The sequence below is a fragment of the Zoogloea ramigera genome (assembly GCF_006539865.1).
In the GTDB taxonomy this organism is placed as follows: Bacteria; Pseudomonadota; Gammaproteobacteria; order Burkholderiales; family Rhodocyclaceae; genus Zoogloea; species Zoogloea ramigera.
Map to the genome: position 1 here is coordinate 128,176 of NZ_BJNV01000002.1, position 16,742 is coordinate 144,917.

The window sequence follows — 16,742 nt, forward strand, 5'->3', positions numbered from 1 at the left end:
TTTCCCACTCCCCAAAATGCTCCTCTCCCTGCGCATGCTCCGCCGTGACCTCAAGGCCGGTGAGCTCGGTCTGCTGCTGGTGGCGCTGATCATCGCGGTGACCAGCCTCACCAGCGTCGGCTTCTTCACCGACCGGGTGGCCCGGGCGCTCAAGCTGGAGGCCAACCAGCTCCTCGGCGGCGACATCGTGCTGGTGGCCGACCACGCCCTCAAGCCCGAGTGGCGCGCCGAGGCCACCCGGCGCGGCCTGCGGAGCGTGGAGAGCGCCAGCTTCACCAGCATGGCGACCGTAGGCGAGGGGGCACAACTGGCCGGCGTCAAGGTGGTCGAAGACGGCCACCCGCTGCGGGGTTCGATCCGCATCGCGCCGGGGCTCAACCAGCCGGACGCGCCGGCGCCGGGCATCCCGGCCCGCGGCGAGCTGTGGCTGGACGAGCGGCTGGCCAGCGCGCTGGGGGCGAAGGTGGGCGACACGGTGGGGCTCGGCGCCTCGCGCCTGCGCATGGCGGCGGTGCTCAGCTTCGAGTCGGACCGGGGTGCCAACTTCTTCAGTTTGCTGCCGCGGCTCATCATCAACGCCGCCGACCTGCCGGCCACCCAGCTGATCCAGCCCGGCAGCCGGGCCTTCTACCGCCTCCACGTGGCCGGCGATCCGGCCGAGGTGGCGCGCTTCGAAACCTGGGCCAAGGGCCGCCTGCAGCGCGGCGAGAGCCTCGAGACCGTCGACAACGCCCGCCCCGAGGTGCGTACCGTGCTCGACCGGGCCGAACGCTTCCTGCGTTTCGCGGCGATGCTGGCGGTGGTGCTGGCGGCGGTGGCGGTGGGGCTGGCGACCCGGCGCTTCGTCGAGCGTCACCTCGACGGCTGCGCGGTGATGCGCTGCCTGGGGGCACGCCAGGTGCAGCTGATGGGGCTCTTCATCGGAGAGTTCGTGCTGCTGGGCCTGGCGGCCGGCGTGGTCGGCTGCGCCCTCGGCTTCGGGGTGCAGTTCGTGCTGGCCGGGCTGCTCGGCGGGCTGGTCGGGGTGCCGCTGCCGGCGCCGGGCGGCTGGCCGGTGGCCCACGGGATGGCGGTGGCGTTGTTGCTCTTGCTGGGTTTTGCGCTGCCGCCGCTGATCCGCCTGGGGCGGGTGTCCACGCTGCGCGTGCTGCGCCGCGAGTGGAACGGCGTGGCGGCGCGGGAAGGCCTGGCCTGGGCGCTCGGGGCGCTGGTGCTGGCCGGCCTGCTGGTGGCGATCGCCCGCGACTGGCTGCTCGGGGCCTGGGTGGTGGGCGGCTTTGCGCTGGCCTTTGCCGTGTATGGGCTGGTGGCGTGGCTGGTGCTGGGCCTGCTGGGCCACCTGCGGGCGGTGGCCGGCAGCGGCTGGCGTTACGGCCTGGCTGCGCTGCGGCGGCGGCCGGTGGCGAGCCTGGTGCAGGTGCTGGCGCTGGGGATGGGCCTCACGGCGCTCCTGCTGCTCACGCTGGTGCGTAGCGACCTCCTCGACAACTGGCGCCAGTCGACGCCGGCCGATGCACCGAACCGCTTTGTCATCAACATCCAGCCCGACCAGCTGGAACCCCTGCGGCGCTTCTTTGCCGACGACGGGCGCCCGGCGCCGCTCTTGCAGCCGATGATCCGCGGCCGGCTGGTGCAGGTGAACAACCGCCCGGTGGGCCCCGACGACTTCGCCGACGACCGCGCCCGGCGCCTGGTGGACCGCGACTTCAACCTCTCCTTCGACACTCGCCTGCCGGACGGCAACAGCGTGGTGGCGGGGCGCTGGCACGGGGCCGATACCGCGCCCCAGTTTTCCGTCGAGCAGGGCCTCGCCCAGACCCTGGGGCTGGCGCTGGGCGACGTGCTCACCTTCGAGATCGCCGGCGTGCGCAGCGAGGCGCGCATCACCAGCCTGCGCAAGCTGGATTGGGACTCGATGCGGGTCAACTTCTTCGTGATCGCAGCCCCCGGCATGCTCGACAGCCAGCCGGCCAGCTACATCACCAGCTTCTACCTGCCCGCGGCGCAGATGGAGTTTGCCAACCGGCTGGTGGCAGCCTTCCCCAACCTTACGGTGATCGACGTAGCGGCGGTGATCGGGCAGATCCAGGGTATGGTCGGGCAGCTGATCGGCGCGGTGCAGTTTGTCTTCGGCTTTGCGGTGGTGGCCGGGGTGGTGGTGCTCCTCGGGGCACTCCAGGCGACCCACGACGAGCGCGAGAAGGAGCTCGCCATCCTGCGCACCCTGGGCGCCCGCAACCGCCAGTTGCGGGGGGCGCTGCTGGCCGAGTTTGCGGCCCTCGGGCTGGTGGCCGGGGCGCTGGCCGGGGTCGGGGCCACCGGCATCGGCTGGGCGCTGGGGCACTTCGTGTTCAAGCTGCCCTACGCGCCCAGCCTGCTGCCGGTGCTGGCAGGCTCTGTTGCCGGTTGCCTGGTGGTGATGCTGGCTGGCTGGCTGGGCACCCGCCACCTGCTGTCGCGGCCGCCCCTCGAGAGCCTGCGCGCGCTCACCTGAGGGCGCGGCGCGCGGCCGGGCCGCCGGTATACTCGGGCCCATGAACCCCGAATCCGCTTCCAGCCTGTTGCCCTGGCTCATCGCCGCCCTTGCCGTCACCCTCGTCGCCGTGGGCTGGCTGGTGCTTCAACTGGGCCGCCTCGGCCAGCGCATGGACGCGCAGTTTGCCCAGCAGCAGCTGGGCTTGCTGCGGGACATCCAGAGCGCCACCACCGCCGCCAGCGACCGCGTCATCGACCTCGTGGCCGGCGAGGTGGACAACCTGCGCGACCGCCTCGACGCCGAGCAGGCCGCCTCCCGCCAGGCCCTGCAGCAGCTGCATCTGGCCCTCGTCGGCCAGCTCGGCGCCAACAAGGAGGAGACCACGCTGCGCCTCGCCGACCTCGCCAACGCCTTCGCGTCCGGCCAGGAGAAGCTGCGCAGCGTGATGCTCGCCGAGACCCTCAAGACCCTCTCGGAGCACGCCCGCGCCGACCGGGAGCTCTTGCAGAGCGGCCTCAAGAGCGCCTCCGAGCAGCTCTCTGGCAGCTTCGAGGCCCTCAACCGCACCGTGGGCGAGCGCCTGGAGGCGATCAGCGGCCACGTTAATCAGCGCCTGGATGAAGGCTTCCGCAAGACCAACGAGACCTTCACCAGCGTGATGACCCGCCTCGCCACCATCGACGAGGCCCAGAAGAAGATCGGCGACCTCACCACCAACGTGGTCAGCCTGCAGGAGCTCCTGGGCGACAAGCGCGCCCGCGGCGCCTTCGGCGAGGTGCAGCTGGAGGCCCTGGTGCGCAACGCGCTGCCGCCCGAGGCCTTTGATTTCCAATACACCCTGCCCAACGGCACCCGCGCCGATTGCGTGCTGCGCCTGCCCGAGCCCACCGGCATGGTCATCGTCGACTCCAAGTTCCCCCTCGAGAACTACCACCGCATGTTTGCCGCCGACACTGGCGAGCTGGAGCGCCGCGCCGCCCAGGGCGCCTTCCGCGGCGACGTGAAGAAGCACGTCGATGCGATCGCCGGCAAGTACATCCTGCCCGACGTGACCTCCGACGGCGCGGTGATGTTCATCCCCGCCGAGGCGGTGTTCGCCGAGATCCACGCCTACCACCCGGAGGTGGTGGCCTACGCCATGAGCCGCCGGGTGTGGATCGTTTCGCCGACCACCCTGATGGCCGTGCTCAACACCGCCCGGGCGGTGCTGAAGGACGTCGAGACGCGCAAGCAGATCCACGTCATCAAGGACGCCCTGGGCAAGCTGGCCAAGGATTTCAACCGTTTCGACGAGCGCATGCAGAAGCTCGCCACCCACATCCGCCAGGCGGGGGAAGACGTGGCCGAGGTGCAGACCTCGTCGCGCAAGATCACCGCGCACTTTCAGAAGATCGAGGCGGCGCAGCTGGATGAGTTGCCGGTGGGGTTGCCGGGGGAGGGCTGACGATATTTTTCCGCGATGGCGGCTGTTCGTTGATGGAGACCAGTGGCTTTCCGTTGATTGACGTTCCGTCGGCCGGGATGATTGCGGTTCGCTGATGGGGAGCAACGGCTTTCCGTTGTTTGGCGTCACATTGGCCGGGTCCCGATCCACGGCCGGGTTTGCACACCCGGCCGGCTGCGGCGGCGCGAAGCGGTGCTTCGCGAAACCCCGCCTACGCCCCGGCGGGCGGGTTACTTCTTTGCGTCGCCAAAGAAGTAACCAAGAAAGGCGACCCCGCTTCACCGGTCCTTTGCTCAAGCCGTGCTTGATCAAAGGACTCCCCTGCGCTGCTCGCATCGGGCGGCCGGCGCAGAACTCGCCCGCTTTGCGGGCTCAGACAGCTGCGCCGGAAGGCCCCGCCCAATGCTCCGCTGCTCGGCGGCTCAGAAGGGGCTTTTCGGAATCACCGCGCGTTTCAGCACGGGCGTGTGTGATCGGCGGAAAGGCGAGAGGTCGAATACCGCGGCGTAGGTCGGGTTAGCCCGCAGGGCGTAACCCGACATCCCAAGGTCGGGTACGGCAACAGCCGCATCCATCTCCCACGGACCCGAACCAACTCGTCGATGACCCCCGCCGCTCCAGCAAAGGCTCGGTGTCTGCAGAAAGCCCCTTCCGAACCGCTGAGCAGCGGAGCAACAGGCGGGGAAGTCCGGCGCAGCTGTCTGAGTGGGCGCAGCCCGCGAGTTCTGCGCCGGCCGCCTGTTGTGAGCAGCGCAAGGCAGTCGGCTTATCAAGCGTAGCTTGAGCAGACGGCCGGTTCGGCGGAGTCGCCTTTCTTGCCTACTTCTTTGGCGACGCAAAGAAGTAGGGCGCCCGCCGGGGCGCGACCCGGCCAATGTGACGTCAAATAACGGAAAGCGGCTGGTCTCCATCAGCGACCAGACATCCCTTGATCCCCCCAACACCACGATTGCTGCTTTTTTGTGCATCGTTGGTGGTGTAAGGTAGCAACGCTGCTGCTTTTTTGTGCAGCATCGCAGCTCTGGACTGCGATGTTGGTGGTCCGAGGCACCACTGTTGCTGCTTTTTTGTGCAACGTTGGTGGTGTGAGGTAGCAACGTTGCTGCTTTTTCGTGCAACGTCGGAGGGTGCAGGTAGCTCCATTGCTCGCCGCCGGACCAATGCTGCTACCCGGAAGCGCAAATCAGCTTCCCCCGGCTTCAATACCCCTTGAACCCCTTCAGCAGAAACACATGCACCTCCCGCCGGAAATCCCGATGGATGGGCACGACCACCTTGCCCAGCGCTTCGCTGCTCTCGAAGCGGGCGGCGATGTCGGGGATGGCGGGCTTGCGGCTCACGTAGATCACGTCGCGGCCTTGCTTGTCGGCGAGGCTGGTGGTGAGCTCGTAGTGGTCGCGGGGCAGGCTGTCGGGGTTCCAGGCGGCGTACTGGGTGGGTTTGAGGCGGTACAGCAGCTGGGCGATGAGCTCGCGGTCTTCGGCTACCAGGATGGCCTCGGGGTGGGCGGCGGTGTAGTGGCCGACGCCGTCGGCGAGGTTAAGCCAGCCGCGGGCGCGCTTGTAGGGGTCGTTTTTGGCGGTGAGCTCGGTGCCGGTGGCGCGGGCGATGTCGGGCCAGTGGTAGGCGCCGAGGGCCGCGACCAGATTGACGGCCACGCCGGCCACCACCCAGCCCCGCTGGCGGGCCAGGAACACCGCCGGCACCAGCAGGCAGGCGGCCACGAAGATCGGCGCCGCCCAGTTGCCGTTGGCCCGCCCGGTGAGGGCCTGGGCGCTCACCAGCAGCAGCAGCGGCAGGATGAAGACGAGCAATGTGCGGTGGGCCGGGTTGCGCCACAGCCCGAAGCTGCGGGCCAGGGCCCAGGCCAGCAGGGCGCCGGCCAGGGGGCCGAAGGACAGCCACTGGGCGCCGATGAACTCGCCCAGCTGCCCAGGGTGCCAGCCGCGCTCGCCGTGGCCGACGCGGGTGATCTCGGCGGTGTGGCGGAAGGTGGGGAAGTCGTGGGCCCAGTTCCAGTAGAGGTTGGGGCTGAGTATGGCCAGCGCCAGCAGCACCGCCACCCAGGGCTGAGGGCGGGCCAGCCAGCGGCGGTGGCGGGCGTCGAGCACGACCAGCAAGAGCGCCGAGGGCAGAAAGGCCGCCATGGTGTACTTTGAAAGCAGCCCGATGCCGATCACAGCGCCGCAGGCCAGCCAGTCGGCCCAACCGTCGCGCTCGAGGGCCCGCAGCAGGAAGAGCAGGGCCAGCGACCAGCACAAGAGCAGCGGCGCGTCGGTGGATACGAACAGCCCGAGGGCTGCCACCAGCGGCATCGACATGAAGCCCAGCCCGGCCCAGAAGCCGACCCGCGCCGAGTACAGGCGCTTGCCCAGCGCGAAGAGCACCGCGGTGGTGGCCGGGTAGAGCAGCAGGGACGGCAGCTTGATGGCGATCAGGCCGTTGCCGAGCAGCGCGGTGCTGGCGGCAATCAGCGCGGCGATCACCGGCGGCTTGGAGAAGTAACCCCAGTCGAGGGCCTGGGACCAGGTCCAGTACTGGACCTCGTCCACATACAGGTCGATGCCCAGGTGCTGGATCACCCACAGCCGGTAGGCGGTGAGCGCGGCCGTGATGAGGGCCAGCGCCGGGGCGAGGCTGCGCTCGTTCACGGTTTGATTCTCACCAGCACCACGCCGCCCTGGCGGAAGACGGTGTCGACGCTGGCGTCGGTGGGCAGGCGGTCGGCGCGGGTGAGGGCCAGCTGGCCGGGCTGCGGGTCGCCCTTCTGGGTGACGGCCTGGCGGTAGACGCTGAAGCTCGGCGCGGTGGTGAAGCGCCAGAACACCACGCTTTCGCCCAGCTCGCGGGCTTTCAGGCCGGCGGCCTTGATGGGGCCCTGGGCCAGCTCGCCGGCGTAGGGCACGACCACCGCGGCCAGCAGGCCGGCCTGCAGCGCCGCCGTCAGCGTGAGCTTGACGAGGGGCGGGACGCGGGGAAACAGCACGACGAGGCCCCACACCACCAGGCCGCCCACCGTGAGCGCGATGTAGCGGGCATCGGCCACCTCGAGGGCGCGGCCCAGCTGGGCCCGGTAGAAGCCGTCGCCCAGGGTGCTGCGGGCGAGCGCATCGAAGATGTTGGGGAGCAGCGGGAACAGCACGAACAGCAGCATCGGCGCCAGCAGATGGGGCCAGGCCCGGCGCACCCACTGGGCCTGCAGCCCGGCCAGCACGAACAGCGGGGTGCAGCCATACAGCACGTAGTGGGGCAGCTTGGTGCCGGACAGCGAGAAGAAGACCAGCACGAAGGCGAACCACAGCCACAGGAAGCGCTGCAGCGGGTCTTTAAAAGCCTCGCGCAGCCGGCCCAGGGCCATGAAGAACAGCCCGCTCCACGGCAGCAGCAGCAGCGGCACCGCCAGCACGTAATAGAAGGCGCTGCCGCCGTGGCCCTCGAGCGAGCCGGAGAAGCGCTGCACGTTGTGGCGCAGGATGAAGCCGTCGATGAAGTCCTGCCCGTGGCGTGCGTAGGCGTGGAGGTACCAGGGGGCGACGATGGCGACGAGCAGCAGCCAGCCCAGCGGGTTGAACACCATCCGCGCCCAGCGCAGCCATTCGCCGCGGCTGGCGCAGTAGAGCAGGCTCACCGCGGCCGGCACGATCAAGGCCACCGGGCCCTTGGTGAGGGCGCCCAGGCCCATCCACAAAAAGGCCCGCAGCAGCGGGGCGCGGGCGCCGCTCTCGAGGTGGCGCCAGACGTCGAACAGGGTGAGGGCCAGCAGGCAGTTGAGCAGCGCGTCGGCGGTGGCCGCACGGCCGATGGCGAAGGGGCCGAGGGCGGTACTGGCAACGGCCAGGGCGACGAGGGCGGCGTCACGGCCGAAGCGCTCGCGGGCGAAGTGCCAGGTGGCGTAGCTCCACACCACGGCGGCCAGCGCCGAGGGCAGCCGGAAGGCCCACTCACTGGCCCCGAAGACCAGGTAGCCCAGTGCCTGCAGCCAGTAGATGAAGATCGGCTTGTCGAAGCGCGGGGCGCCGTTGAGGTAGGTGAACAGGAAGTCGCCCCGTTCGAACATCTCCCGGGTGGCTTCGGAGAAGGCGCCTTCGTCCACGTCGAACAGCGGCGCGCCGCCCAGGCAGAGCAGGAACGAGAACAGCGGCAGGGCGAAGACGAGGCGGCCGAGTAAGGTGCCGGCGAGCCGGCCGCCGGCAGACGGGGTTTCGTTCATGGGGCTCAGGCGGCCTTGCCGTGCCAGCCTTCGGCGTCGGCGAGGGGCGCCCTTTCACGGGCCACGTAGGCCTGGCTCTGGCCCGACTCGAAGTAGACGCGGGTGAGCAGCTCGGCCAGCACGCCGGTGGTGACCATCTGGATGCCGGCGATCACGAAGAAGAAGCCGCCGAAGAACATCGGCCGGGTGCCGATGGAGGCGCCGGTGAAGAGCTTGAGGCCGGTGAGGTAGGCCAGGATCAGGAGGCCCAGGGAGCCGAGCCCAAGGCCGATGCCGCCGAAGAAGTGCCCCGGGCGGGTGCGGAAGCGCATGAAGAAGTACACGAACACCAGGTCGAGGATGACCCGGAAGGTGCGCGAGATGCCGTACTTGGATTCGCCGAACATGCGCGCGTGGTGGGTGACGACCTCTTGCGCGATCTTGCGCGGCGTCGTGACCGTGGCCAGCCAGGCGGGGATGAAACGGTGCATCTCGCCATACAGGCGCACGTTTTTGATGGCGGTGGCGCGGAAGGCCTTGAGGGAGCAGCCGTAGTCCTGCAGATGCACGCCGGTGATGCGGGCGATGAGGCGGTTGGCGATCTTGGAGGGGATCTTGCGCAGGATCATCCCGTCCTTGCGGTTCTTGCGCCAGCCGGCGACGAGGTCGAGGTCTTCGCGGAGCAGTCGGCCGACCATGCGCGGGATGTCGATGGGGTCGTTCTGAAGGTCGCCGTCCATGGTGACGATCACGTCGCCGCGGGCCGCGTCGAGACCGGCCTGCATCGCGGCGGTCTGCTTGAAGTTGCGCATCAGCGCCACCACGCGCACATGGGGGCCGTAGCGCAGGGCGGCCTTCTCGAGGTTGGGCACGGTGTTGTCGGCGCTGCCGTCGTCGACGATCACCACCTCCCACGGATACGGGTAGGGGTTGAGGGCGAGGTGGATGCGCTCGAGAAGCGGGTCCACGTTGTCTTCCTCGTTGTAGAGCGGGACGACCACCGACAGGCGGTGGGGGGGCAGGTCAGCCGGAATGTCCGGCGTGGCCGGCGGAAGGGGGGAGAGCTGGGTCGATTCGGTCATGATGGCTATTCGGCTGAAGAACGGGCGCGCGCCTCCGGGGCGGCAGACGGAGCGGATTGTAAGCCGGACTGGGGCGCGGCGGTCGGTTTGGGTGGCTCGCCGGCCGGGAAAAGCCAGGCGATGGCGCCGGAGCTGACGGCGCAGGCGATCACGAAAAGGTGCAGCGCCAGGGCCACCTGCAGGCCGCTGGCGAGGGGCACCCCGCTGGGGAGCAGCGCGGCGGCGGCGCCGGCTTCGTAGGTGCCGAAACCGGCCACGCCCTGGATCGGCAGGATGGCGGCGAGCTCGGCCCCCAGCGCGCCGGCGGCGCCGATGTCGAGGCCGGCGGGAATCAGCGCGGCCAGCAACCAGGCCTGGGCGGCGAGCTTGACCGTCCAGTTGGCAATCGTCCACAGCCAGCCGAAGCGGGCGTGGCGGGTGCTTTCGGCAAACGCGTCGCGCACCTTGGCGAGCTTGGCGGTGACGCCGCTGGCCTCGCCCCAGGCGTGGGGCGCCCGTGCCCAGCGGGGCAGCCACCAGGCCAGCACCAGCACACCGGCCACCGCCGCGGCCTTCAGCGCCGGGTGGATGCCCGGCCACACGATGGCCGCCAGCGCCATCACCACGAAGGCGTCCTGCAGGCGGAACCAGAACAGCGAGGCGATGGCCCGCGGTAGCGCGACGCCGAAGCTCTGGCGCAGCAGCAGCGGGAAGGCCGCCTCGCCGCCCCGGAAGGGCACCACGTTGATCATCGCGTTATGCACCAGCACGATGCGCAGGCAGGTGCCGAAGCGCCCGCCCGCGTGGGCGCGGAACTCGTCGAAGACGCGCAGGGCGCGCAGCAGGTAAGACAGCATGAAGCCCGCGACGGCGAGGCCGAGGGTGAGGCCGTCGAGGCGCATGAACACCTCGCCGATGCCGCGCCAGCGCCCGTCGGCGAGCAGCCAGGCGAGGAGGCCGGCGGACACCGCGACGGCGAGGATGCGTTTGATCATTGCTGGAAATCCTCCCGGCCCTGCATGAGGGCCGCGGCGGCACCGCCGATGCCCCAGGCGGCGAGGCCGATGCGAAACAGGCGGACGTCCGGCTGGCCGGCGTCCACAAATAAAAGTGCGAGGCTGGTGGCCAGCGCCACGGTGGCCATCGCGCGGACGCCGCCCGGGCCTTCCCAGAACCGCAGCCGCGCCGACAGCCAGACCCCCCAGGCCCCGCACAGCCAGCCGCCGGTGGCGCCGGTGAGCACGTCGAGCGGCCAGTGGGCGCCCACCGCGATGCGCGAGAATGCGACCAGGCCGGCCACGCCGAGCACCAGCAGCCCGGCGCGATGGCGCCGCCCGGCCTGCGGCCAGGCCAGCACGATGGCCGCCGCGGCGACAAAGGCGGTGGTCGAGTGACCGGACGGGAAGGCATGAACATAGAGCTTCTGGCCGATCAGGTTGAAGCTGTCGGCGGCGAGCACGCCAGCCGGGCGCAGCACGTCGAAATAGCGCTTGCTGCCTTCGCTGAACAGCACCGCCAGCGGCGCCGCGAGGAAGGCCGAGGCGAGCCAGCGGGGCTGGGTCTTGAGGGTCGGGGCGAGCAGCGCGATGGCGCCCAGCACCGAGCCGCAGACGGTGAGCATGGCCCACAGCGCTGCCGGCAGGCCGCTGGCGGCGGCGTTGAGGCCCTGGAACAGCGCGGTGTTGCGCCCGCTCGCCCACACGGCGGCGGCCAGACAGCTCAGCACCAGCGCCGGCACCTGGGCCCAGGCGCGGGGCAGGCTCAAACCGTCGCCGGCGGGGGGCAGGCTGTCAGGGTCTTCGTGCAGAGTTTGAGCGGGTTGGATGGGCAAGGGCGCGCGGGTGCAGGAAAGCGCCGCATTTTACCCGATCGCGCCGGATCGTCGGCGCGGGCGCCGGCCGACGGCTGCGTGCTGCGCGCCGGCGGGGCGTCAGGCGGCCCGGCCGGGGCTGACCGCGGAGAGCTGGACGCGCCGCTTGCCGGCCTGCTTGGCCCGGTACATCGCTTCGTCGGCGGCCTTCAGCAGGCTGTCCTGATCTTCGCCGTCGGCGGGGGCGACCACCAGGCCGATGCTGCCGCTGAGGCTCACGAGGTGGCCCATTACCTCGAAGGGTTCGTCGAACACGCCGAGCAGGCGCTCGCCCAGGAAGGACAGGCTGTCGCGGTTGCCGACGTCGGGGAAGAGGCCGATGAACTCGTCGCCGCCGACGCGGGCGATCACGTCGGAGATGCGCAGGGCGGCGCTCAGCCGCTGGGCGATCTGGACGAGCAGGGCGTCGCCCACCGCGTGGCCGTAGGTGTCATTGACGGGCTTGAAGCCGTCGAGGTCGAGGGCAGCGACGCCGAGGATCACGCCGTCCTTGCGGCAGCGGGCGAGCTCTTCCTTGAAGCGGCCCTCGAGGTAGCCGCGGTTGGGCAGGCCGGTGAGCGGGTCGTGGTTGGCCAGGTGCTGCAGGCATTCGGCGGTGAGGTGGCGGGCGGTGACGTCGAGAAGGGTGAAGATGCGCAGCGGGCCGCGTTCGCCCTCGATGGTGCCGGGGATGCGCTCGATGGCCAGCGGCATGCCGTCGGGCCGCTCGCCGACCCACACGCCCTCTTTCTCGGTGAGGATGTCCTCGATGCGCTTGCCGCGGAGCTCCCGCCGCGGGCGCCCGAGCATGCGGCAGGCGGCGCGGTTGGCGTCGGCGATCTTGTCGGTGCTGCCGATGATGCAGACCCCGGCGCCGATCTGGTTCATCATCGAGCGCATCAGCCGGCCCGAGCGCTCCAGGCGCCGCGACTGGCGCAGCAGCAGCAGCCCGGCGGCGATGAAGCCGCCGGCGGTGGTGACAAGGGCGATGCCCACCAGCACGGCGGCAGTGTGGTCGGCTTCGTCGCGCCGGCTGGCGAGGACGGTGCCGAGCTGGGCGAGGGCGGGCACCAGGCCGCGGATCTCGTCCTGGACGAGGGGCGAGCCGGGCACGACGTTGTGCAGGCGTCTGGCGCTGCCCAGCCTGGCGACGGCATCGGTGAGGACGTGGCGGGCGTCGGGGGGCTTGATGGCGCCGAGCTGCACGAGGCTGTTGTCGAGCGTATGCACCGGGCCGCCATGGTTGAGGCCGACGAGGATGGACTCGAGCCAGGCCAGCTGGGGATCAGCCTCGGCAGCGATGCTGGTCGAGGCCAGGCGCCATGCGACGCCGGAGGCCTGGTGAGTGAGGGCGAGCTGGGCGGCCAGCCGGTCCTCGTCGGCGCCGTGGTCGTAGGCGGTGGCGAGGATTGCCGCCTCGATGGCACAAAAGACCAGGGTGATGGCCCAGAAGATGCGCGAAGAGAGGAAGGCGGCTCGATCGGGCAGCATCGCTTGAAAGGCGCTCGAAGGTTATAGAATGTGAATTATTGCATACCCTTGTCCTAAGGCGGTCAGATTTCGTGCCCCGAATCGGGTAGTGAGTCCAGTTTGCGGCAACGCGGGTGAAAGGGCCTGCCCCTTCGGTCGATGCAATCGGTGGACGGTCGTGGGGGAGGGCTCGGGTATAATCGCGAGTCTTTCGACGTGTCCGGTCGGTCGGGATTTCCGCGCCTGCGCCGGGCCGCTTTCAACTTCGCGCCCATCCTTGCCATGTCCGAAATCCTCAAGCTGCGCGGTGCGCCCGCCTTTTCCAGCTCCCGTCTTGCCCGGCTGACCGACCCGGTCAGGGCCGTCCTGCCACGCCTCAAGGGCCTGGCCGCCGAGCACTGGTATTTCGTCGAGGTCAATGCACCGCTCGCCGCCGATGAGCTGGCGCGGCTGGTGGACCTCCTCGGCGCCCACCCGGAGGGCGAGGCCCCCGTGGGCAGCCTGCTGATGGTCACGCCGCGTCTCGGCACGATCTCGCCGTGGTCGTCGAAGGCCACCGACATCGCCCACCAGTGCGGCTTCGCCAAGATCGTGCGCATCGAGCGCGGGCTGGCCTTCAGCCTCGAGCTGCGCGGCGGCCTCGACGCGCGTGATCGCGACGCCGTGCTGCCGCTCCTCCACGACCGCATGACCGAGTCGGTGCTCGACAACGCCGACGCCGCCCACGCGCTGTTCCACCACTACAGCCCGCAGCCGCTCACCACGGTGGCGATCATCGAGCAGGGCCGCGATGCGCTGGTGGTGGCCAACACCGAGCTGGGCCTGGCCCTGTCGGAGGACGAGATCGATTACCTGGTGGACAACTTCACGCGCATGGGCCGCAACCCCACCGACGTGGAGCTGATGATGTTCGCCCAGGCGAACTCCGAGCACTGCCGCCACAAGATCTTCAACGCCGACTGGATCATCGACGGCCGGCCGATGGACAAGACCTTGTTCGGGATGATCCGCGAGACCCACAAGGCCCACCCGGAGGGCACCGTGGTGGCCTACTCCGACAACGCCTCGGTGATCGAGGGTGCGGCGGTGGACAAGCTCTACCCGGATGCCGACGGCGCGTGGCGCTTCCGCAACGAGCTCACCCACATCCTGGCCAAGGTCGAGACCCACAACCACCCCACCGCGATCTCCCCCTTCCCGGGCGCCTCCACCGGCTCCGGCGGCGAGATCCGCGACGAGGGCGCCACCGGCCGCGGCTCCAAGCCCAAGGCGGGCCTGGCCGGCTTCTCGGTGTCCAACCTCGAGATCCCGGGCTTCGAGCAGCCCTGGGAGAAGCACTACGGCAAGCCCGAGCGCATCGCCTCGGCCCTCGACATCATGATCGAAGGCCCCCTCGGCGCCGCTGCGTTCAACAACGAATTCGGCCGCCCCAACCTGGCCGGCTACTTCCGCAGCTTCGAGCAGAGCGTGCAGGACGAAGTGCGCGGCTACCACAAGCCGATCATGATCGCCGGCGGCCTGGGCAGCATCCAGGCCGAGCAGTCCTTCAAGACCAAGTTCGGCCCCGGCACGCTGATGATCCAGTTGGGCGGCCCCGGCATGCTGATCGGCCTGGGCGGCGGCGCGGCCTCGTCGATGGCGACGGGCACCAACACCGCCGACCTCGACTTCGCGTCGGTGCAGCGCGGCAACCCCGAGATCGAACGCCGCTGCCAGGAGGTCATCGACGCCTGCTGGCAGAAGGGCGCCGACAACCCGATCCTGGCGATCCACGACGTGGGCGCCGGCGGCCTCTCCAACGCCTTCCCCGAGCTGGCTGATTCCGCCGAACTGGGCGCCCACTTCGAGCTGCGCGAGGTGCACATCGAGGAGCCGGGCATGAGCCCGCGGGAGATCTGGTCCAACGAATCCCAGGAGCGCTACGTCCTGGCCATCGCCCCCAAGGATCTCGACGTTTTCCGCGCCCTCTGCGAGCGCGAGCGCTGCCCCTTCGCGGTGGTCGGCACAGCCTCGGCCGACGGCCGGCTGGTGGTGTCTGATAGCCACTTCGACAACAAGGCCGTCGACATGGAGATGCAGGTACTCCTCGGCAAGCCGCCGAAGATGACCCGCAATGTGTCGAGCCGCCAGGTCTTCGTGCCGCCCTTCGACGTCACCGACATCGAGCTCGCCGACGCCTGCAAGCGCGTGCTGGCCATGCCCGCGGTGGCCAGCAAGAACTTCCTCATCACCATCGGCGACCGCTCGGTGGGTGGCATGACCGCCCGCGACCAGATGGTCGGCCCGTGGCAGGTGCCGGTGGCCGACGTGGCCGTCACCACCATGAGCTTCCACGGCTACCTCGGCGAGGCCTTCGCGATGGGCGAGCGCACGCCGCTCGCCACCCTCGACGCGCCGGCTTCCGGCCGCATGGCCATCGGCGAGGCGATCACCAACATCGCCGCCGCCGACATCCGCAGCCTGGGCGACGTCAAGCTGTCCGCCAACTGGATGGCCGCCGCCGGCCACCGGGGCGAGGACGTCAAGCTCTACAAGACCGTCGAGGCGGTGTCCCAGTTCTGCCAGCAGGCCGGCATCTCCATCCCGGTGGGCAAGGATTCCCTTTCGATGCGCACCGCGTGGACCGATGAAGGCGAGAGCAAGCAGGTGGTGTCGCCGCTGTCGCTGATCGTCACCGCCTTTGCGCCGGTGCAGGACGTGCGCCGCACCCTCACGCCGCAACTGCAGCTCATCGACGGCGTCGAGACCGAGCTGCTCCTGATCGACCTGGGCAACAACGCCAACCGCCTCGGCGGCTCGGTGCTGGCCCAGGCCTACAACTCGGTGGCCGAGCACGCGCCGGACGTGGATGCCGAATCCCTCGCCGCGTTCTTCCGGTTGATCCAGCAGTGGCGCAGCGAGGGCCTGATCCTCGCCTACCACGACCGCGCCGACGGTGGCCTGTTCGCCACCCTGTGCGAGATGGCTTTCGCGTCCAAGTGCGGCCTGTCGGTGATGCTCGACACCGTTGCCTACGATCAATACATGAACGACGTGGACGGCCTCGACAAGCGGCCGGATTCGTTGAAGGGCCGTTTCAACGACATGCTCTTCAAGGCGCTGTTCTCCGAAGAGCTCGGTGCTGTGATCCAGATCCGCCGCGCCGACCGCAGCCGCTTCACCGAGCAGTTGCGCGCCGCGCGCCTCAGCTACCACTTCGTCGGCGAGCCCAACGACCGCGACGAGCTCCGCTTCTGGCGCAACGCCAAGCTGGTGTTCAGTGCCCCGCGGGCCGAGCTGCTGCAAACGTGGTCCGAGACCAGCTACCAGATCGCCCGCCTGCGCGATGACGCCGAGTGCGCCAGGGAAGAGTTCGAGGCTCTCGCCGACGTGGCCAACCCGGGCCTGTCGGTGGCGCTCAGCTTCGATGCTTCTGAGGACATCGCGGCGCCCTTCATCGCCACCGGCGCGCGGCCGAAGATCGCGATCCTGCGCGAGCAGGGCGTGAACTCCCAGGCCGAAATGGCCGCCGCTTTCGAGCGCGCCGGCTTCGCGCCCTTCGATGTGCATATGTCCGACCTGCAGGCCGGCCGCGTGCATCTGGCCGACTTCAAGGGCCTGGCGGCCTGCGGTGGCTTCTCGTACGGCGACGTGCTGGGCGCGGGGCAGGGCTGGGCCAAGTCCATCCTGTTCAACCCCATGCTGCGGGAGCAGTTCGAAGCCTTCTTCCATCGCGCCGACACCTTCGCGCTCGGTGTTTGCAACGGCTGCCAGATGATGTCCAACCTGGCCGAGATCATCCCCGGCGCCGATTGCTGGCCGCGCTTCCAGCGCAACCGCAGCGAGCAGTTCGAGGCTCGCTTCGTGATGGTCGAGGTGCAGGACAGCCCGTCGATCCTGCTTGCCGGCATGGCCGGCAGCCGGATGCCGATCGTGGTGTCCCACGGCGAGGGCCGCGCGGTGTTCCAGGGCATCGACGCCCAGGACAACGCCAGGGTTGCGCTGCGCTACATTGACAACACCGGCGCCGTGGCCGCCCGCTACCCGTTCAACCCCAACGGTTCGCCCGATGGCATCACCGGCCTCACCACGCCGGATGGCCGTTTCACGATCATGATGCCGCACCCGGAGCGCACCGCCCGCACGGTGCAGATGAGCTGGTATCCCGACACCCTGGGTGAGGATTCGCCCTGGATGCGGATGTTCCGCAATGCGCGCAAGTGGGTGGGCTGATCCGCTGCGTCTGAGTAAAAAAGGCCGCCCTTCGGGGCGGC

General features: G+C 69.7%; 10 protein-coding genes. 3 read left to right on the forward strand and 7 right to left on the reverse strand.

From position 1 onward, the window contains the following. The first annotated feature begins 16 nt into the window (after positions 1-16). Positions 17-2,494 (forward strand): ABC transporter permease, encoded by a 2,478-nt coding sequence (locus tag ZRA01_RS00715; protein WP_141348824.1) that lies wholly within the window; start codon positions 17-19, stop codon positions 2,492-2,494. Positions 2,495-2,534: 40 nt separating this feature from the next. Continuing rightward, on the forward strand, positions 2,535-3,920 hold the full coding sequence (locus ZRA01_RS00720; RefSeq protein WP_170182862.1) for a DNA recombination protein RmuC: 1,386 nt from the start codon (positions 2,535-2,537) through the stop codon (positions 3,918-3,920). Between the two features lie 882 nt (positions 3,921-4,802). On the opposite strand, the gene ZRA01_RS21215 is transcribed toward ZRA01_RS00720, so the two are convergent. The 7 genes from ZRA01_RS21215 to ZRA01_RS00750 form a co-directional block, all read right to left on the reverse strand. Further along, complete coding sequence (locus ZRA01_RS21215) at positions 4,803-4,934, reverse strand: hypothetical protein (RefSeq protein WP_281279815.1); 132 nt, start codon at positions 4,932-4,934, stop codon at positions 4,803-4,805. A gap of 185 nt (positions 4,935-5,119) precedes the next feature. Then, positions 5,120-6,571, reverse strand: coding sequence for an ArnT family glycosyltransferase (locus ZRA01_RS00725; RefSeq protein WP_141348825.1), 1,452 nt, complete (start codon positions 6,569-6,571; stop codon positions 5,120-5,122). Next, positions 6,568-8,130 carry an ArnT family glycosyltransferase gene (locus ZRA01_RS00730; RefSeq protein ID WP_141348826.1) on the reverse strand — a complete coding sequence of 521 codons (1,563 nt, stop codon included), beginning with the start codon at positions 8,128-8,130 and terminating at the stop codon, positions 6,568-6,570. Before ZRA01_RS00730 ends, ZRA01_RS00725 begins: the two co-directional genes overlap by 4 nt. Before the next feature lie 5 nt (positions 8,131-8,135). Continuing rightward, entirely contained in the window at positions 8,136-9,191 is a 1,056-nt protein-coding gene (locus tag ZRA01_RS00735) for a glycosyltransferase family 2 protein (RefSeq protein ID WP_141348827.1), read from the reverse strand. Between the two features lie 5 nt (positions 9,192-9,196). Next, positions 9,197-10,165 carry a lysylphosphatidylglycerol synthase transmembrane domain-containing protein gene (locus ZRA01_RS00740; RefSeq protein ID WP_246093238.1) on the reverse strand — a complete coding sequence of 323 codons (969 nt, stop codon included), beginning with the start codon at positions 10,163-10,165 and terminating at the stop codon, positions 9,197-9,199. Then, entirely contained in the window at positions 10,162-11,001 is an 840-nt protein-coding gene (locus tag ZRA01_RS00745) for a phosphatase PAP2 family protein (RefSeq protein WP_141348828.1), read from the reverse strand. The genes ZRA01_RS00740 and ZRA01_RS00745 overlap by 4 nt, the downstream gene beginning before the upstream one ends. Positions 11,002-11,100: 99 nt before the next feature. Next, on the reverse strand, positions 11,101-12,510 hold the full coding sequence (locus ZRA01_RS00750) for a sensor domain-containing diguanylate cyclase (RefSeq protein WP_141348829.1): 1,410 nt from the start codon (positions 12,508-12,510) through the stop codon (positions 11,101-11,103). A 261-nt stretch (positions 12,511-12,771) separates the two neighbouring features. Between ZRA01_RS00750 and purL the strand changes: the two genes are divergently transcribed. Then, on the forward strand, positions 12,772-16,701 hold the full coding sequence (gene purL / locus ZRA01_RS00755) for a phosphoribosylformylglycinamidine synthase (RefSeq protein ID WP_141348830.1): 3,930 nt from the start codon (positions 12,772-12,774) through the stop codon (positions 16,699-16,701). Positions 16,702-16,742: the final 41 nt, after the last annotated feature.